Source organism: Streptomyces cyaneofuscatus (assembly GCF_000718135.1).
GTDB classification, from domain to species: domain Bacteria; phylum Actinomycetota; class Actinomycetes; order Streptomycetales; family Streptomycetaceae; genus Streptomyces; species Streptomyces cyaneofuscatus.
Map to the genome: position 1 here is coordinate 397,513 of NZ_JOEM01000007.1, position 18,227 is coordinate 415,739.

16 protein-coding genes and 1 pseudogene are annotated in these 18,227 nt (G+C 71.6%); 10 read left to right on the forward strand and 7 right to left on the reverse strand.

The annotated features are described in order from the left end of the window. Nucleotides 1-52: 52 nt before the first annotated feature. The 4 genes from IF17_RS0114360 to IF17_RS0114375 all read left to right on the forward strand — a co-directional run bounded on the left by IF17_RS0114360 (nt 53) and on the right by IF17_RS0114375 (nt 4,088). A complete protein-coding gene (locus IF17_RS0114360) occupies nt 53-997 on the forward strand; it encodes a methionyl-tRNA formyltransferase (protein ID WP_030565774.1) in 945 nt (314 codons plus the stop codon). Nucleotides 998-1,015: 18 nt separating this feature from the next. Next, complete coding sequence (gene ddaH, locus IF17_RS0114365) at nt 1,016-1,828, forward strand: dimethylargininase (RefSeq protein ID WP_030565776.1); 813 nt, start codon at nt 1,016-1,018, stop codon at nt 1,826-1,828. 152 nt (nt 1,829-1,980) lie between these two features. Beyond that, on the forward strand, nt 1,981-3,684 hold the full coding sequence (locus tag IF17_RS0114370; protein WP_030565778.1) for a right-handed parallel beta-helix repeat-containing protein: 1,704 nt from the start codon (nt 1,981-1,983) through the stop codon (nt 3,682-3,684). After that, nucleotides 3,681-4,088: a hypothetical protein gene (locus tag IF17_RS0114375; protein ID WP_030565780.1), complete on the forward strand. Its 408-nt coding sequence runs from the start codon at nt 3,681-3,683 to the stop codon at nt 4,086-4,088. Before IF17_RS0114370 ends, IF17_RS0114375 begins: the two co-directional genes overlap by 4 nt. Before the next feature lie 45 nt (nt 4,089-4,133). Here IF17_RS0114375 and IF17_RS0114380 read toward each other — a convergent pair whose 3' ends face one another. Next, entirely contained in the window at nt 4,134-4,553 is a 420-nt protein-coding gene (locus IF17_RS0114380; protein ID WP_030565782.1) for a VOC family protein, read from the reverse strand. Between the two features lie 102 nt (nt 4,554-4,655). On the opposite strand from IF17_RS0114380, the gene IF17_RS0114385 reads away from it, so the two are divergent. Together IF17_RS0114385 and IF17_RS0114390 are read left to right on the forward strand one after the other, a co-directional pair. Then, the gene (locus IF17_RS0114385; RefSeq protein ID WP_030565784.1) at nt 4,656-5,669 is read left to right on the forward strand and encodes a helix-turn-helix transcriptional regulator; all 1,014 of its coding nucleotides are present in this window, start codon (nt 4,656-4,658) and stop codon (nt 5,667-5,669) included. 172 nt (nt 5,670-5,841) lie between these two features. Further along, nucleotides 5,842-6,768 carry an SDR family oxidoreductase gene (locus IF17_RS0114390; RefSeq protein ID WP_030565786.1) on the forward strand — a complete coding sequence of 309 codons (927 nt, stop codon included), beginning with the start codon at nt 5,842-5,844 and terminating at the stop codon, nt 6,766-6,768. A 45-nt stretch (nt 6,769-6,813) separates the two neighbouring features. On the opposite strand, the gene IF17_RS0114395 is transcribed toward IF17_RS0114390, so the two are convergent. After that, nucleotides 6,814-7,959, reverse strand: a complete 1,146-nt coding sequence (locus IF17_RS0114395) for an FUSC family protein (protein ID WP_051883990.1) — start codon at nt 7,957-7,959, stop codon at nt 6,814-6,816. A 166-nt stretch (nt 7,960-8,125) separates the two neighbouring features. On the opposite strand from IF17_RS0114395, the pseudogene IF17_RS01000000136440 reads away from it, so the two are divergent. Next, a pseudogene (locus tag IF17_RS01000000136440) lies at nt 8,126-9,058 on the forward strand (APC family permease); the annotation flags it as partial. A 345-nt stretch (nt 9,059-9,403) separates the two neighbouring features. On the opposite strand, the gene IF17_RS0114405 reads toward IF17_RS01000000136440, so the two are convergent. The 4 genes from IF17_RS0114405 to IF17_RS0114420 all read right to left on the reverse strand — a co-directional run bounded on the left by IF17_RS0114405 (nt 9,404) and on the right by IF17_RS0114420 (nt 12,869). Next, nucleotides 9,404-10,447 carry a fatty acid desaturase family protein gene (locus IF17_RS0114405; protein WP_030565790.1) on the reverse strand — a complete coding sequence of 348 codons (1,044 nt, stop codon included), beginning with the start codon at nt 10,445-10,447 and terminating at the stop codon, nt 9,404-9,406. 49 nt (nt 10,448-10,496) lie between these two features. Beyond that, entirely contained in the window at nt 10,497-10,736 is a 240-nt protein-coding gene (locus tag IF17_RS0114410; RefSeq protein WP_030565792.1) for a hypothetical protein, read from the reverse strand. Between the two features lie 270 nt (nt 10,737-11,006). Further along, nucleotides 11,007-11,771 carry a hypothetical protein gene (locus IF17_RS1000000137135; protein ID WP_051883991.1) on the reverse strand — a complete coding sequence of 255 codons (765 nt, stop codon included), beginning with the start codon at nt 11,769-11,771 and terminating at the stop codon, nt 11,007-11,009. 255 nt (nt 11,772-12,026) lie between these two features. Further along, nucleotides 12,027-12,869 carry a FadR/GntR family transcriptional regulator gene (locus IF17_RS0114420; protein ID WP_244890484.1) on the reverse strand — a complete coding sequence of 281 codons (843 nt, stop codon included), beginning with the start codon at nt 12,867-12,869 and terminating at the stop codon, nt 12,027-12,029. A gap of 215 nt (nt 12,870-13,084) precedes the next feature. Here IF17_RS0114420 and IF17_RS0114430 point away from each other — a divergent pair, with 215 nt between their 5' ends. Beyond that, nucleotides 13,085-13,732, forward strand: coding sequence for a CoA transferase subunit B (locus IF17_RS0114430; protein WP_030565798.1), 648 nt, complete (start codon nt 13,085-13,087; stop codon nt 13,730-13,732). 445 nt (nt 13,733-14,177) lie between these two features. Beyond that, complete coding sequence (locus IF17_RS0114435; RefSeq protein ID WP_342342162.1) at nt 14,178-16,475, forward strand: SpoIIE family protein phosphatase; 2,298 nt, start codon at nt 14,178-14,180, stop codon at nt 16,473-16,475. A gap of 59 nt (nt 16,476-16,534) precedes the next feature. Here IF17_RS0114435 and IF17_RS0114440 read toward each other — a convergent pair whose 3' ends face one another. Beyond that, entirely contained in the window at nt 16,535-17,128 is a 594-nt protein-coding gene (locus IF17_RS0114440; protein WP_030565801.1) for a TetR/AcrR family transcriptional regulator, read from the reverse strand. Nucleotides 17,129-17,213: 85 nt separating this feature from the next. On the opposite strand from IF17_RS0114440, the gene IF17_RS0114445 reads away from it, so the two are divergent. Further along, nucleotides 17,214-18,227, forward strand: coding sequence for a hypothetical protein (locus tag IF17_RS0114445; RefSeq protein WP_030565802.1), 1,014 nt, complete (start codon nt 17,214-17,216; stop codon nt 18,225-18,227).

Sequence of the window (18,227 nt, forward strand, 5' to 3'; positions counted from 1 at the left end):
AAGCCTTGCTTTACTGAGTCGCCGGTCATCGCTCTTCCAAGGAGGCACCTCCATGCGGGTCGTCATGTTCGGTTACCAGACCTGGGGGCACCGCACCCTGCAAGCGCTGCTGGACTCCGAGCACGACGTGGTGACGGTGGTGACGCACCCGAAGAGCGAGCACGCCTACGAGAAGATCTGGAGCGACTCGGTGGCCGATCTGGCGGAGAAGCACGGGATCCCCGTGATCATCCGCAACCGGCCGGACGATGAACTGGTGGAGCGCCTCAAGGAGGTGGCCCCGGACATCATCGTCGCCAACAATTGGCGGACGTGGATGCCGCCGGAGATCTACAACCTGCCGGTCCACGGCACGCTGAACATCCACGACTCCCTGCTGCCCGCCTACGCGGGTTTCTCGCCGCTGATCTGGGCGCTCATCAACGGCGAGCCGGAAGTCGGCGTCACCGCCCACCTGATGGACGAGGAGCTGGACGCGGGCGACATCGTCATCCAGCGGTCGGTGGCTGTCGGTCCGACGGACACCACCACCGACCTCTTCCACCGTACGGTCGACCTCATCGCCCCGGTCACCACCGAGGCGCTGGGCCTGATCGCCTCGGGGCAGACCGAGTTCACCCGGCAGGACCGGTCGAAGGCCAGCTTCTTCCACAAGCGGGCCGAGGAGGACATCCGTATCGACTGGACCTGGCCGGCCGAGGACCTGGAGCGTCTGATCCGCGCCCAGTCCGCTCCCTACCCGAGCGCCTTCACCTTCCACAAGGGGCAGCGGCTCGAAGTCGTCTCCGCTGTCGTGTCCGAGGGCCGCTACGGCGGCACCCCGGGCCGGATCTTCTACCGCGAGGGCGACGGCGTCGTGATCGTCGCCGGAGCCGATGCCCGAACCGGCCGCAACCACGGTCTGGCCATCACCCGCGTACGGACCGGGGACGGCCGCGAACTTCCCGCGACCGAGTACTTCACCTCGATGGGCGGCTATCTCACCGGCCGCCCCTGACGATCGGGACCCTCACCCATGCGTACCGCACGTGCCCGGCACTACCTCATGTGCCGGCCCACCTACTTCGACGTGGTCTACTCCATCAACCCGTGGATGGACCCGAAGAAGCCTGTCGACACTCCGCTGGCCATCGCCCAGTGGGAGCGACTGCGCGAGGTCTACCTGAGCCTCGGGCACACCGTCGACACCATCGAACCCGTCCGCGGACTCCCCGACATGGTCTTCGCCGCCAACGGCGCCACGGTCGTCGACGGGCGCGCCCTCGTGGCCCGCTTCCGTGACGCCGAGCGGATCGCCGAGGGTCCGGCGTACCACGACTGGCTGCGCGACAACGGCTTCCCCGACCTGCGCACGGCGAGCGTCGTCAACGAAGGGGAGGGCGACTACCTGCTCGTGGGCGACCTCCTGCTCGCCGGTACGGGGTTCCGCAGCGATCCCCGCTCCCACGACGAGGCCCAGGAGTTCTTCGGCCGCCCGGTGATCGGGCTGACCCTGGTGGACCCCGACTACTACCACCTGGACACGGCGCTCACCGTGCTGGACGAGAAGACGATCGCTTACTACCCGGAGGCCTTCTCCCCCGGCAGCCTCGCCGTGCTGCGACGCCTCTTCCCGGACGCCGTGCTCGCCTCGGCGCAGGACGCGGCGGTGTTCGGGCTGAACGCCACGTCGGACGGGCTGAACGTAGTCCTGCCGCAGAACGCCACGGGTCTCGCGGGGCAGCTCCGTGACCGCGGCTTCCGCCCGGTCGGTGTGGACCTGTCCGAGCTCCTCAAGGCGGGCGGCAGCGTGAAGTGCTGCACGCTGGAGCTCCGGCCGGCACGCTGACCTACCGCTCCTGGTGCCCCCGCCCGGGTCGACGACCCGGGCGGGGGCACCGTGGTCCCGGCGGCTCGGCACCTGCCTGCGGACGACCCGCCCGGTGACGGCCGCTCAGGTAGCATCGAGCGCGCCAGACATGCGCCGTGGGGGGAGCGGAGATGGTCGCGAAGTACGTCGTCTCACCGCGCGGCGGTCGCGGCGTCCACGCCGACATCACCTCCGCGCTCCTGGCGGCGGCCCGGCGGGGCCGGGCGGCGCTGATCGAGATCGCGCCCGGACGGTACGAGGAAGCCCTCACCGTACGGGGAGAGGTCCGGCTCGTCGCGGCGGAGGCGCCCGGCTCGGTGGTGGTGGGCCAGGCGCGCGGGACCGCCCTCGACGCGTACGGAACGGTCGGTGTCGACGGCCTCGTCCTGACCGGCCGCGACGCCGACACCGTCGCCTGCCATGCGGGGACGCTCACCCTCGACCGGGTCGAGATCCGCGCGTACAACGGGGTCGGTGTGCACGCCAGGCCCAACACTTCGCTCACGCTGCGGGACAGCGTGGTGCTGCACGGCCGGACCCTCTTCAGCGGGGCCCGCGGGCTCGTGGAGCGGTGCCGGTTCACCGATGCCACCGACAACGCGATCGCCGTGATCGAAGGCGCCGACGTCACGGTCCGGGACAGCCGTGTCGAGGGCAGCCGCATCCACGGCGTACGCGTCACTGGTGCGCGGGCCGAGGTCACCGGATGCGAGCTGACCGGCACCGGTCTCGCGGCCGTCGTCGCGGACACGCAGGCGGAGCTCAGGGTGGCCGGCTGCGCCATCGAGGCCGTGCACGCCGAGGGAATCTGCTTCATGGAGCAGTCCAGAGGTTCCGTGGACAGCACGCGCGTCACCGACGCCCAGCACGGGATCGCGGTCATGACCGGCGCCGACCCGGTGGTGCGCGGATGCACCTTCGCCCGGTGCCGGGACACCGGCATCAACGTCGGGTCGGCGGGCCGCGGCCGGTTCGAGGAGTGCACGGTCCTCGACGCGGGGAACGCCGCGGTGCTCTCCACGGAGGGCGGCTCTCCGGAGGTCGACGGCTGCCGCGTCTCGGGCGGCAACGTGGGGATCGCCATCACCGAAGCGGCCAGAGGCCGTTTCACCCGCGTCGCGATCGAGGATCTGACGAGCGTCGCCCTGCGGGTCAAGAACGGGAGCACCGCCGTCTTCGAGCACGTGCGGGTCGAACGCTGCCCCTCGCAGGTGCAGACCTTGGGGAACGCGGGCACCACGGCCGACATCACCGACGCGGTGTTCCGGGACTTCGACATGTCCGCCGTCGAGGTGCTGGGCCAGTCGCGGGTCAGGCTCACCGACGTGTCCGCCGAGCGGGGAACGCTGGGCTTCGGCGTGGGCGAGGAGGCTCAACTGCTCGTGCGGGACTGCACGATCGAGGCGGTGAGCAGGTGGGGGGTGAGCGCCTTCGGCAAGAGCAGGCTCGTCGCGAGGAACCTCACCGTGTCCGGCGCCGGCACCGCCGGGCTCAGCGGCCGTGGTTCCGCCTATCTGGACGTCACGGACAGCGAGTTCACCGACTGCGCGGTCGTGGGGGTGAGCCTGCGGGAGCGGTGCGGCGGACGGCTGGTGGGCTGCACCGTGGCGGGAGAGGGGGGTGACGCGGTGCGGCACAACGGACTGGTGGAGCTGGTCTCCCTCCGTACGTCGCTGCCGGTGGTGGAGAGCGCGGAGCCGGCCGAACCGCCCCCGACCATCATCAACAATTTCAACGCGCCGGTGTTCAACGACGAGGTCCACGGCGTCCAGCTGGCCTGGAACAACACGACGGCCATCCAGCAGCAGACCGGAGAGGGCGGTACCCCCGCATGAACGACCCGCGGAATGTGCACAATCACGAGGGACCGGTGTTCAACGAGGCTTTCTCCGGTGCCCAGTTCGCCTGGAACAACCAGTCCGTCACGCAGAACCAGCAGAACAACAGCACGGTCGCCCCGGGGTTCGAGGCGCTCGCCGCACTGGTCGACGACCTGCTCCAACAGCTGCCCCGGGCGGGCCTCGCCGACCGCGACCGTGAGGACGTGGAGGCGGCGGCCGGCGAGGTCCGCGCGACGATCAGCGGGCCGGGCACCCCCGAGGAGGGCCGGGTCCGCCGCGCGCTGGCCATGCTCAAGGGGGTGCTGGCACCGGTCGCGACCGGAGTGGCGGCCGGTACGGCGGCGGGGGCGCAGCAATGGGCGCAGACGGCGATCGAGGGGCTGACCCGTATCGTCTGACCGCCTCGGTTCTCGACCTTGCGTCCTGCCGCCGCCGTAACAGGTTCACCCCTGGCCGATGTTGACCATCCAGGTGATCCCGAACCGGTCCACGAGGGCGCCCGCCTCATCACCCCATGGCTGCTTCTCCAGAGGCATGGTCACCGTGCCGCCCTCGGACAGCCGCTCGAAGCGGACGCGGAGTTCGTCGTCATCGCCGCCGAGGTAGACCGCGACACCGCTGCCGGGGCGGTACGGCACGCCTTTCGGCACGTCCCAGGCCATCACCGTGTAGCCGTCCGGGGTGTCCAGCCGGGCGTGCAGGACCTTGTCGGCGTCGAAGGCGTCCGCCGAGTCCGAGTTCGCCGGGCCGGAGTCCGTGGCCGTCGACACCTCCAGCTCGCCGCCGAAGACCTCCTGGTAGAACTTCATCGCCTGCCGCGCGTTCCCGTCGAAACTGATGTACGGGTTGAGTCGGGACCCCATCCACTGCTCCTTCATATGGATGAACTGCCGCCTTCGGGCGACACCTTGAGCCTCGCAGCGCATCACGACACCTCATGTCATGTATTGCCCTAGGGTTTTCCCATGCGCGCCGATCGACTGGTCTCCCTGGTCCTGCTGCTGCGCCAGCGCGGTCGGCTCTCCGCGACCGCGCTCGCCCGTGAGCTGGAGGTGTCCACGCGTACGGTGCTGCGCGACATCGAGGCGCTGTCCGCGGCCGGTGTCCCGGTGCACGCCGAACGCGGCCGGTACGGCGGCTTCGCACTGCTGCCCGGCTTCCGGACCGAGCTCACCGGGCTGAACCACGACGAGGCCCTCGCCCTGCTGGTCGCCGGATCGCGGCGCGGGGCGCAGGCGTTCGGCCTCGGCTCGGCGCTCGCCTCGGCGATGCTCAAGGTGGTCGACGCGCTGCCGGAGAGCCATCGGGACACCGCGGCCGGGGTCGCCGAGCGGCTGCTCATCGACCCCGAGACCGATCTCCTCGCGCGAAGGCTGGAGGGTGACGACGTACCCGACCCGATCGCGGGCGAGGTCCGGCGCGCGGTGTTCGCCGGGCGCAAGCTGCGCATCCGCTACGCGGCGGTGGGCCGGACCCCGCATTGGCGGACGGTCGACCCGATCGGTCTGGTCACCGTACGCGAGCAGGGCTACCTGCTGGCCACCAGGTCGGGTGAGGACCGCACGTACCGGCTCTCCCGGATCCTGGCCGCCGAGGAGCTCGCCGAACCCGCCGAGCGGTCGGAACGGGTCGACCTGGACCGGGCGTGGCAGGAACGCGGCACACGGTTCCGGACCGGTGGCGACCAGGTCACCGTGCTGGTACGGGTGGACCCGGCGCGCCGGGAGGAGCTGGTGGGCACGGCGCTGGCGGTCCTCGCGGAGGATGCGGAAGAGGCCGAAGAAGGCGAAGAGGGCGAGGAAGGCGCAGTGGACGGGTGGCTGCGGCTGGAGGTGACCTTCCAGGACGCGCGGCACGCCGAGTGGGTGCTCTGGAAGCTCGCCGCGGACGCGGAGGCCCTGTCCCCGCAGTGGTTGCGTACCGCACTGCACGAACGGGCCACCGCGCTCGCCGCCCGCTACGGGGCGTCCACCAGGTGAGGAACTTGCGGGGTACGCGGATGGGCCGCAGGCTGGAGTAGGCCGCCTGTCCCCTTGCGGGCCGGGCTGGGCAGAAACGACAAGGTCTCGCGGAAAAGCCATGGCCAGGACGTGACGGGGAAGGCGGCTGCCGAGCCTTCGGCGACACGCGGCCCCGGATCGAGGAGAGACGATGCGAGACACCCCCGGCGGGCGCCTCACCCACCACGCCCGAGGCGCTCCCCTGCGCGGGCGGGTCGCGGTCGTCACCGGCGCGGCGCGCGGCATCGGTGAAGCCCTCGCGCACAGCCTCTCCGAGGCCGGGATGCATGTGGCGCTGATCGGACGGGAGAGGGAGACCCTCCAGGTGGTCGCCGACTCCCTGCCCGGCCGGAGCATCTGCGTCGAGGCCGACGTCACCGACCGTGCGGCACTCACGGACGCCGCCCTTCGCGTGGAGACCGAACTCGGCCCGGCGAGCGTGGTCGTGGCCAACGCCGGCATCGCGGTGAGCGGTCCCTTCGACCGTACGGCCGCCGAGCTCTGGCAGCGGGTCATCGACGTCAACCTCACCGGCTCCGCCAACACCGTCCGCGCGTTCCTGCCCCAGCTCACGGCGGCCCACGGCTACTTCCTCCAGATCGCTTCCACCGCCGCGTTCGGCGCGGCGCCCATGATGAGCGCCTACTGCGCCTCCAAGGCGGGGGCGGAGTCGTTCGCCCTCGCGCTGCGCGGGGAGCTCGAACCGGACGGGGTCCAGGTCGGCATCGCGTACCTGCACTGGACCGGTACCGACATGCTCACCGGCATCGACGACCACCCCGTCCTGGAAGCCCTGCGACGCAACCAGCCCCGTCCCGCCCGCCGTGTGCACTCCCCCGACCAGGTCGCCCGGTGGCTGACCCAGGGCATCGCCCACCGTGCCCCGCACATCTACGCCCCGCCGTGGCTCCGCTGGTGCCAGCCACTGCGCCCGCTGTTTCCGGCGCTCGTCGCCCGGATCACCCGGCGCGAGCTACGGGACCGGCCCAGCGACAAGCTCTCCTCCCCCGTCGAGGTCCTCGGCGCCGGAGGCCGTGCCGACTGGAACTCCTACCAGGCCGCTCCACGCGACCGGTAGGCCGACTCTCGGCCCGGCCGTGCCCGCCCCGGCGGCCGTACCCGCTCAGGCGGAATCGAGTTCGGTCACCAGCTGCCGTACTTCCAGCAGCAGTTCCCCTCCGACGGCCGCCGCCGTTCCTTCCTGCCGGTGGAAGGTCTCGGTGAGAGCGTCGAGGCCGGCGCGGGCCTCCCCGGTCACCGCGTCGCGGTCCTCGCGCGAGGTGTCCGGCTCGGAGGAGGTGAGCAGTTCCGTCTCCCGTACGCAGATGAGCGCGGCCTGGCCCAGCACGTCGGACAGCTGCCGGAAGAAGTCCGGTGACGGCCTGCTGAATTCCGAGTCCTCGCGGATCCCGGCGAGCGTGCGGGTGACCGCCAGGACGCGGGTGCAGACACGGCCCCACCGCATGTCCTCGGCGAACGGCGGGGGCTTCGGTCCCGTGCGGCGCAGACGGCCTCCCGGGTTCCAGCGCGAACCCTCCATCGCCCAGCGGCGGGCGTCGCTCACATCCTGGAGCGAGACCGTCAGGCGGGTGGCCCTGAGGTGCCAGCCCTGGGCACCGTCCAGCCCGTCCCCCTCGCGCAGTCCGCCCGCCATGGCGTCCAGCAGGTCCGCCGCCTCCTGCGCGACCCGGCCGAGGCGGTCACGGACGCTGCGCAGGTGGACGGGTGGAAGGACGAGGGCGTTGACCAGCAGGCCGATCACCGCACCGATGAGGGTCTCCAGGAGCCGGTGCCCCACCGTGGAGGTGCTGGAGACTCCGGCGGTGATCACGAAGAGGGCCGTGGTGGCACCGTAGATCCCCTGGGTTCCGAAGCGGCGGTAGTTGCCGAGCAGCATCATGAACGGGAGCGTGAGCAGCATGGCGGCCATGCTCTGGTCCCGGGTGAGAGCCATCGCCCCGGACGCCCAGACGGTGCCGAGGGCGATGATGGCGAACTGCTGGGCTCCCGTACGCAGCGACTGGTAGACCGTGCTGCCGACCATCGCGATCGCCGTCCACGGAGCCAGCAGCGCCATCGGGGCCTGGAACCACCATCCGCACAACGCCCACGCGAGTATCGCCGCCCCCGCTGCCTTGAGGGACTGGACGAGCGTGTCCCGCTCGGGTCCGGCCTCCTCGCGCGCGCTGCGGACGGACCGCCGCACCTCCGCCCACTCCTGGCCCACCCACTGCCGGGCGGCCGACCACCGCGTCCCCGTCCGTCTCAACCCGCCCTCTCCCTCGCCACGTTGCCGGTCGCACCCCCCTGGTGACGGGAGGGCCGCGCCTCCCGTACCCGTCCCCTTCGGACCCACGCGTCACCTTGCGTAGGCATGACCGGGCCGCACACCGGGCGCCGCGCCGGGTGTACGGAACCCCGTGAACCCTCCCCCCGTGAAGAACCGGCCAGCGGATCCCCCCGCACCGCTCAAAAGGGCATTGACCACCCCGTTGCTCTACTTCTTCATTCTGGGAGACGTCCTCGGAGCGGGCGTGTACGTCCTGGTGGGCCAGATCGCCGCCGAGTCCGGCGGCGCGGTGTGGGCACCCCTGCTCGCGGCCCTCTGCCTCGCTCTGCTGACGGCCGCCTCCTACGCGGAGCTGGTCACCAAATATCCGCGCGCGGGTGGCGCCTCGCACTACGCGACCCTGGCCTGCGGACCGTTCTTCGGATTCCTCGCCGGATTCTGCATGCTGGCGGCCGGCGTCGTGTCGGTGGCCGCCCTCGCCCGGGGGTTCGGCGGCGACTACCTGTCCGAGTTCGTCTCGCTCCCCGTGGTGCTGGTGACGGTCGTCTTCCTCACCGCGCTGGCGCTGCTCAATGCGCGAGGGATCAGCGAGTCGACCCGGGCCAACGTCGTCGCCACGGTCATCGAGGTCGGCGGACTGCTCGTGGTGATCGCTCTGGGCGCCTGGATCGTGCTGCGCGGCGACGGGGACACGGGAAGGCTCACGGAGCTGGGCACCCCGGCCAAGGGCCCGGTGGCGGCCTTGCTCGGTGGCGCGGTGCTCGCCTACTACTCGTTCGTCGGGTTCGAGACGTCCGTCAACGTGGCCGAGGAGACCCGTGACCCCCGTCGCTCGTACCCCCGGGCGCTCTTCGGCGCGCTGCTCACCGCGGGGGCGGTGTATGCCCTGGTCGGAGTTGCCGCGACGGTGGCGGTGCCGACGGCGACCCTGACGGAGTCGAGCGGACCGCTCCTCGAAGTCGTCCGGGCGGCGGGAGGAGTCCCCACCGAGCTGTTCGGCGCCATCGCCCTGGTGGCCGTCGCGAACGGCGCGCTGCTGACGGGCATCATGTCCTCGCGCCTGGCCTACGGCATGGCGCCACCCAGATCGACCGTGATGTCTGGCTGAGAGGGCTCCTCGTGCTGGCCGTCGGCGCGGGACTGGGTGCCGTCGCCGCCGTACGGTCACGGCGCACGCCTTGACCGGACCCCGTCGTCCCGGCCGAGCCCCGTCGTTCCCGTCGGGTTGTTCCGCCGGAACGCTGGCCGTGGGGGGCTCGTCGGTGTCGAGGGCCTACTCGGTGACGATGCGGCTGGACAGGGCGCGTTGCAGTTGGGTCTTCTCCGACTGCTGAGGAGGCGCCCACCGAACCGGAGGACCACAGCTGTTCGGTGATCCGGCTTCACACGGGCCGCCGCCCCGGCCGGGGCGGCGGAGCAGCGCTCAGGAGGTGGCGGGTGCGGTGCGGCGCAGCGGGGCGCCTGCCTCGTGGAGGCTGCGGAGCGCCTGCCGGTAGGAGGTGATCAGGCCCGTCTCCAGATAGGCCACGCCCAGCCCTTCGCAGTAGTGCCGGACGATGACCTGGGCCCTGCGCAGGTTGGGGCTGGGCATGCTCGGGAAGAGGTGGTGTTCGATCTGGTAGTTCAGTCTGCCCAGGGCGATGTCGGTGAACCAGTTGCCGCGGACGTTGCGTGAGGTGAGGACCTGGCGGCGCAGGAAGTCCGCGCGGTCCTTGCCGCTCCGGATCGGCATGCCCTTGTGGTTGGGGGCGAAGACCGAGCCGAGGTACACGCCGAAGAGACACTGGTGGACGGCGAGGAAGGCCATCGCCATGCCGGGCGGCAGCACCAGGAACAGCGCGCTCAGGTAGACCGCGAAGTGACCGACGAGGAGCGCACCCTCCAGCAGCCGTTGCTTGAGCGAGCGGTCGGCCAGCGCCCGGACACTCGACACATGCAGGTTGAAGGCCTCCAGCGTGAGCAGGGGGAAGAACACGTACGCCTGCGAGCGGCCGATCAGCCGGGGCAGCCCCTTGGCCGAGCGGGCCTGGTCCTGGGACCAGACCATCACGTCGGGCGCGATGTCGGGGTCGAGTTCCTCGTGGTTGGGGTTGGCGTGGTGACGGGTGTGCTTCTCCTGCCACCAGCCGTATCCCATGCCGATACAGGCGTTCGCGGTGATCCGCCCCGCCCGCTCGCTGGCCTTGCGCAGCCGGAACACCTGACGGTGGGCGATGTCATGGGCCAGCAGCGCCACTTGGCCGAAGACCACGGCCAGGAAGGCGGCGACGGCCAGGGTCCACCAGCTGGAGCCGACGAGGACGAAGGCGGTCCAGCCGCCCGCGGTGAGTACGGTCACGGCGGCGATGCGGGCCGCATAGTCGCCGGGGCGCCGGGCCATCAGCCCCTGCTCGGCGATCTTCTTCGACAGCCGGGCGAAATCACTTCCGGCTGTCCGCTCGGGGCGGACGACGACTTCTGCGGTCATGGGCTTGAACCTCTCCTGGCCATCACCCGGGCATGCCGCTGATGGGCGGTCACCGCGGTTCGGGGGAACAGCCAAGAATGTGACCGGTGTCGATGGAACGGTGGATCGTGGAGCGTGGCCGTCCGGCCGCGCTCCACGGGTTGGTGAGCTGCTTGGTGGTGGTTCGCTGGAAGGAGTTCACCGGCACCTGCCGGGCCTTATCCCGCGAGCAGCCCCCGGTTGCCGTCACCGTGCCGGGCGCCACGTCGACCCGCTCGTGGTCTTCCTCGGGTTCGATGAACGGTTGCACCGGTGTGGCCCCCAAAGAAACGATCGGGCGGCTCGCACCGGGGGCAGGGGTGCTGTCGCGTCTGCGTGCGCATTCGAGAGTTCGTACGCGCTGACGTCTGTTCCACCGGCCATGGACTGCAGCGTGCATGCCGTCGACGGGCCGGATACTTCCTTCACCGTCTCACACGACTGCAACCCCGACCAGGGCACGGCGGTCGGGGTGCAGGATTGTCGAACGCCGGGTGCCCTTGGTCGGAGCCGCCTGGGTCGGACCAGGATCCCGGTCGGACTAGTGGGCGCGTCCGCCCTCGTCGTTCTGCTCGTACTGCGTACGGTCGGAGTCCTCGCGTATGCGGTCGCCGCTGTCCGGCTCCCTGGCCGGGATCGGGCGACCTCGCGGCGCCGGCCCCTGCTGTTCGGGCCGCCGGACGAAGCGCTGAGGCGGGTCGCCTCCCGGCGGGGCCTGCCGGCCGTGAGCGGGGATGTCCGCGTCCCGTGTCTCCTGTTCCCGGGCGGCCATGCCGTACGGGCTTCCGGCCCCGACGCGCGAGCTGCCCTCGCCCTCGTGCTCCAGCGCGTCCCGCTCGTGGTGCTCCTGCTCGTGGCGCGCCTTGCGTTCGGCCCTGCGCTCGCGGCCACCCATCACGGCCGCTCCGATCAGCATGAGGAGCCCGCCGGCCAGGGCGAGCCCCACTCCGCTGCCGAGCCCGTCACTGTCCCCCGTGACCGTCAGGCTGCCCTCGGCCTGCCCCTGCCGAACCATCCAGAGGATGGCAAAGCCGAGGGTGATGATTCCGGCGGCGAGGACCAGCAGTCGCGACCGGAACACCACTCCGAGGACGGCGAGGACAGCGCCGACCAGGAGGGGCAGGAACATGGATGCGAACAGACCCGCGCCCGAGTCCGTCACGCCGGCTCCGGTGAAGAGTTCCCAGACCCGGAAGTCGCGTCCGAGTCGGCCGTTGTACCAACTTCGGAAGGGCGCCCAGAGGGCCGCGGCAGCGCCGACGACCGCCAGGATGAGCCCCATGGTGTTGCGGATACCCCGTCCCATGCCGTGACCTCCCGGCAAGTCGGATCGATGCATGCGAAGCCTCACATGCCGTATCTCGCTCTCCATTTACGCTACGCCCGCCCCGTAAGCCCCGCCATACGGCTTCGCGCACCGCCCCCACCGACGTGGGGGTCGACGGCCTGCCGTGCGCCAGGCAGCGCTGAGGTCCGTCCGACGGGAAAAGAGATAGCCCCGCCCTGGGGCAGGGCAGGGCAGGGCAGGGCTCACGGTGCGGCGACGGGGGAAGTCGCCTGATCAGCGCTGAGCGGCGTGCTCCTCCGGCTGGAGACTGGTGTTGTGCTCGTGGATCAGGCGGAGCGCCGCCTCCCGGTCGCGTCGTTCGAGGGCGTCGACCAGATCGCTGTGGAGCTCGTGCCGGTGGGCGATGTAGTGGTCCAGGGGTTCCTCGCCGGCCGGGAGCACGGTCAGCGTGTGGGCCTCGATCAGGTCCAGCAGGTTGGTGTAGAGGGAGCTGAGCAGCGCGTTGGGGCTGATCGCCGCGATGGCGGCGTGCAGCCGCCAGTTCGCGTGGACGAACGCCACGGGGTCGGCGGCGTCCACGGCCCTCTCCATGGCCGCGATGTGTTCCTTGAGGCCGGAGATGTCGGCGGGCGAGGCGTGCCACAGGGCGTCCTCGATCAGGAGCGGGTCGAGGACGTCGCGGATCCGTACGGCGTTGGCGACGTCGCTCTGCTGCGCGTCCAGGGCGAGGACGGAGTTGCCGAGCCGGACCATCGGTGACTGCTCGGCGCTGAACAGGCCGCCGCCGGGTCCCGGCTTGACGGTGACCAGTCCACGGGCCTGCAGGAGGCGCAGCGCCTCGTTGAAGGTGCCCACCGACACCCCGCACTGGCTCCGCAGCTCCTCCTTGGTCCCCAGACGCGACCCCGGCTCCACCGCACCGACCAGCTTCGCCACGTGCTCGGCCGCTCCCTCGGCCCGGCCTGCCGATGGAGCCCGGGAGGCACCACCGGGCTTGCGGGCGGCCCGCGAGGGGGCGGCCGCGGCGGAGGTCCGCAGGTAGGAGTGCAGGTCGGAAGCGGTCCGGGCGACGTCCTGCCGGTCATCTTCCGGTGCGCTGTCCGGTGTGGTCGTCACGTCTTCTCCCAGTGGTTCGTCATATTCATCATGACGGTTATGGCGGAAACTCTTGGCGTCACGGGATACGCCGACGCAACATCAAGGTAATCATCATGCTGAATACCAGGCGGGTGAAGCAAGGACTCGTTGTCGCCGTTCGTGCAGCGCGTCGTCGAGCTCACCGCCCGGCAGGCCGCCGACAAGCAGATCGAGAAGAGGACGGTGCGCGCCTGATGGCCTGGACCCGCAACCAGATGGCCGCCCGCGCGGCGGCCGAACTCAACGACGGCGAGTACGTCAACCTCGGCATCGGACTGCCCACGCTCGTGCCCGGGTTCGTGGCCGAGGGCGTGCACATGGTCCTGCAGTCGGAGAACGGGATCCTGGGCACCGGGCCCTACCCGTCCGAGGACCGGGTGGATCCGGATCTGATCAACGCCGGCAAGGAGACGGTGACGGTTCTCCCGGGAGCCGCGTACTTCGACTCGGCGCTGTCGTTCGGCATGATCCGCGGCGGCCACATCGACACCGCGATCCTCGGCGCGATGCAGGTCTCCGCGAGCGGGGACCTGGCGAACTGGATGATCCCCGGCAGCATGGTCAAGGGGATGGGCGGCGCCATGGACCTCGTGCACGGCGCCCGCCGGGTCATCGTCCTGACCGACCACACGGCCAAGGACGGCACCCCCAAAATCGTCACGGAGTGCACGCTGCCGCTGACCGGCACGGGGTGCGTCCACCGGATCCTCACCGACCTCGGCGTCCTCGACATCACCGACACCGGGCTGGTCCTGGTGGAGACCGCGCCCGGCGTCACCACCGAGCAGGTACGCGCCGCCACCGATGCTCCCGTACGCGTCGGCGCTCCCGTCCTCGGCTGATCGGAGCCGGACGTCAGGAGCACGTCGCATGATCATCCCGCCGACCTGGAAACCGCGCAGCACCTTGTCCGGACCGAGCCGGCGGCGGGCGAACTCCCGGCCCCGAGCAGGGATTCCTCGGGGATCTGCGGCTCGGCGGCGGGATCGGGTGCCGACCGAAAAGATCCACTCCGAGGGGGAGTCACGCCGGTGAGCCGTCATGGCGCCCCTTCTTGACGTCGTGGGAGCGCGTGCACCCTGTCCACCGCCGCGCCGACCGGGTGCGGGGCGGACGGGGTAGGGCGTGTCCCAGCCATGGCCGCAGAGCGTGACAGCCGAGCGAGAACTCCGTTCATTGTCGTCGATCGGCCGCACCGGGAGCCGAACATTGCCCCCGATCTCGCAAAACGCCATAAAACCGCATAATGAGGGTGTCCAAGGTCTCGAACGGTTGGCGAGGGGCAGCGTGGACAGCTCCGCAGGATCCGCAGGAGACGACAACGGCACACACGAGTTCAACGGCACGCTGATGGACGTCGTAGCCGCTCTGATCGATGACCGGGGGACGGTCAGGCGGTGGTCCGACGCCGCCGTGCGACTGCTGGGGCGGTCCGCCGGTGAGGTGCGCGGCCGGTCCGCGGTCCAGCTGTTCACCGACACCGGGAGCCCGGACGGCGCCCTTCCCGACGGTGGGGAGAGGGCGCTGCTGCGGGACGTGCGGGGCCATGGTGTCGCCGTCCGGTGCCGGCTGCTGCCTCTGCGGGAAACCACCCACCGGCTGCTGATCGCCGTCCCCGACGACCGCGCCGAGGAATCGGAAGGGCAGGCGGCCCTGGTGAGCGCCCTGCTCGCGCCGAAACGGACCGGGAACGCGGCGCGGGACACCGGCCTGTCCGTGCTGCACAGCGACTTCACCGTGGCCGACCTGCTGCGGCTGCCGCCGAAGGGCCACGCCCGTCCCGCGCCCGACCCGTCCGGCCCGGCGCCCGACCAGCCCTTCTCCGTGACCGCGGTACGCACCTCGGACGGCGGCGGGCGGCCCTCGCGGGTCGCGGTGCTGCTGACGGACGCGACCGCGCAGCGGCACGCCGCCCGGCGACTGCGGGTGCGGCACCGGGCCGCCGTCGGCATCGGACTCTCGCTGGACGTGCGCCGCACCGCGCAGGACGTGGCCGACGTGCTGGTGCCCGAGTTCGGGGATCTGGCGGCGATCGATCTCGCCGAGTCCGTCCTCGCGGGGGACGAGCCGTCCAAGGCGCTCGGCGCCGGCGACCCCCATCTGCTCCGGGTGGCCGTACGGGGTGCCGACGGCTGGCCGGCCGGTCTTCTGCGGCCCGGGGAGGCCTTCCCCGAACTGCCGGACCGGCCCGACATCCGCAACCTCCAGGAAGGGCGGACGGTCATCACCGACCGGGCCCACCTGGAGCGGGCGATCGGCGACAGCCCGACGGGGAGGAAGCTGCTCCCGGAGAACGGCCGCTCCCTCGCGGTCGCCCCGCTGTACGCCCGCGGGCTGGTCCTGGGGATCATCGGGGTGTGGCGTACGGACCACCACGAGCCGTTCGACGAACTCGACGCGGATCTGATGACGGAGATCGCCGCGCACGCCGCGCTCAGCATCGACAACGCGCGCCGGTACCACCGGGAGAACCACGCCGCCGTCACCCTTCAGCAGCGCCTGCTGCCCGCCGCCACCACCAGCACCCCGGCGCTCGACGCCGTGGGCCGGTACCTGCCCGCTGCGGGAGGCGCGGAGATCGGCGGTGACTGGTTCGACGTACTGCCCCTGCCCTCCCTCCGGGTCGGCGTGGCCGTGGGCGACGTGCGGGGGCACGGACTGCACGCCGCGGCCACCATGGGGCGGCTGCGCACCGCCGTACAGACGCTGGGCGACCTGGAGCTGCCCCCGGACGAGCTGCTCACCCGGCTCGACGAACTGGTGACCCGGCTCGCCGCCGAGGCCGGCCCGGCGGAACACGACACGGTGGGGGCCACCTGCCTGGTCGCGCTGTACGACCCGGTGACGCAGCGCTGCACCTTCGCCAGCGCCGGCCACCCCCCGCCCATCGTGGTCACACCGGACGGCACCGCGCACCCCGTCCCCGTCCGGCCCGGACCGCCCCTGGGCGTCGGCGGCCTGCCGTTCGAGACGACCTCGGTGCAGCTCGTCCCCGGCAGCTGGCTCGCCCTCTACACGGACGGGCTGCTCAGCGGGGACGTCGGCGACGTGGACGCCGAGGTGGACCGGCTCGCGCTGCGCATCGCCGGACTCCACCGGTCGGGAAGCCCGCTGAAGGAGGCCGGTGAGGCCCTGACCTCCGAGCGGGCGCGACAGCCCGCGGCCGACGACACCGCCCTGCTGCTCGCCCGGATCCGGCCGCTGCGCCCCGACGCCGTCGCCGGGTGGGAGTTCCCGGCCGACCCCGCCTCGGTCGCCGACGCCCGCGCGGCGGCCTCCGCGAAGCTCGCCGAATGGGGTCTTGAACTCCTCGACTTCACCGTCGAGCTGATCGTCAGCGAGCTCGTGACCAACGCGGTCCGCTACGCGGGCGGCCCGGTCGGTCTGCGCCTCATCCACGACACCGTCCTGTACTGCGAGGTCAGCGACCCCAGCAACACCCAGCCGAGGCTGCGCCGCGCCGCTCTCGGTGACGAGGGGGGCCGAGGCCTCTTCCTGGTGGCGCAGTTGAGCAGCCGCTGGGGCAGCAGGTACGGCCAGTCGGGCAAGACGATCTGGGCCGAGCTGGAGACGACGCCGGCGTAGCGGGTCCGCCCCGACACGTCGTCCGCCGCTGATCGGCAGACGACAGCACGAGGTCGACCTCAGTAACGGTCGGCCCTGGCGTCGATGCCGCCCACGATCAGGCCGGTCAGCGCGGTGACCGCTTCGCCGCCGGTCGTCCGCTCCCCGTTCAGCTCGGCGGCGATCGCCTCCGCCGCACCCAGCAGGCCGACGCACCGCAGCCGGAGGGCTTGGGGCGCGAGGCCGGTGTACGGGAGAAGCGCGGCGGCCATCAGCTGCGCGTAGCTGTCGGTCAACTCGTGCTGGATCGCCTCCATTTCCGGGTTCCCCTTCAGCGCGGCGGAGACAGCGCCGAGCTCCGGCATGTCGGTGGCGCAGGCGAAGTAGGCGGTGCTGATGACGCGGGCGACCTCGTCGGCGCCGGGTGCGGCGTCCCGCAACGCCTCGGTGATCGCAGCCCGGTGGCGTTCGTCGAGTCGCCGGTGGAGCGCGAGCAGCAGGCCGGGGCGGGTGGCGAAGTGGTCGTAGGCGATCGGTCTGCTCACCCCGGCTTCCTCGGCAAGGGTGACCAGCGTCAGGGCGTCGGCGCCCCGGGTGCGCACGATCGCCACGGCGGTGTCGAGCAACTGCTCCCGCCTGGTCTGCTTGGACAGGCGGGTGGGTGTGGTGGCCATGGTCCTCCCGTGCGTTCCCCCTCCAACCTAAGCTACAAAGCGTAGGCTACAAAATGTAGCTTCATGGATGTGAGGGGAACGCACCATGGGACAGCCGGAATCGGTACTGATCTTGGGCGGTTCGGGACAAGCGGGCTCGGGGGCCGCCGCTCTCCTGCGCCGATGGCACCCGGCGCTGCCGCTGACGATCGCGGGCCGCGACATCGGTCGCGCACAGCGGGTGGCCGACGGACTCGGCGCCGCAACGGCGGTGACCATCGATCTGCGGCGCGGCGATCTCGGCCTCCCCGCCGGCCGCGGCTACTCGGCGGTGGTCGCCGCGCTCTGGGACGACCGTCTGCACGGCCTGCGCTTCGCGCAGCACCGCGGGCTGCCGTACCTCAGCATCTCCAGCGGCCTGGTGGACATCGCGCCGGAGGTCGTCGTGGGTGCCCAGCGGGCGGACCCCGCGCCGATCCTGGTGGCCGGCCACTACTGCGCCGGCACCGTCGTCCTCGCGGCGCTGCACCGGGCCCGGCAGTTCGACCGGATCGACACCATCCGGATCAGTGCCGTACTGGACGAACTGGACACCGGCGGACCGGCAGGCATAGCCGATCTGGAACGGTGGTCCACGGCCACCTCGGCGGGCCTGGTGCGGCGGGACGGCGTCTTCACCTGGATCACCGGCCCCGACGCGCAGGTTGATGTGCGCAGCAGCGACGGCACCGCTCTGCCCGGGCAGAGCATCGCCATCCTCGACGTACCGAGCCTCGCCCTCGCGACAGGCGCGCCCGACGTCCGCTTCGACTTCGCCGTCGGCGCATCCGCCGGCCGACGCCGTGGCGGGCCCCCTTCCTTCGAGGTCCGGATCGATCTGGCGGGAGCAGACGGAGGGGGTGCGCCGCTCCGTACGAGCCGCCACCTGGTCCACCCGGCGGGGCAGCGCCCCTTGACCGCGACCGGCATCGCCCTCGGCGTCGAGCGGTTGCTCGGGCTGCGCGGCGCACCCGTCGCACCGGGCATCCACACCCCCGAGGCACTGCTCGACCCGGCCTATGCGGTCGACCGGATGACAGAGTCCGGCGCCGCCTTCACCAGCGCGCCCGGCGACAGCTGA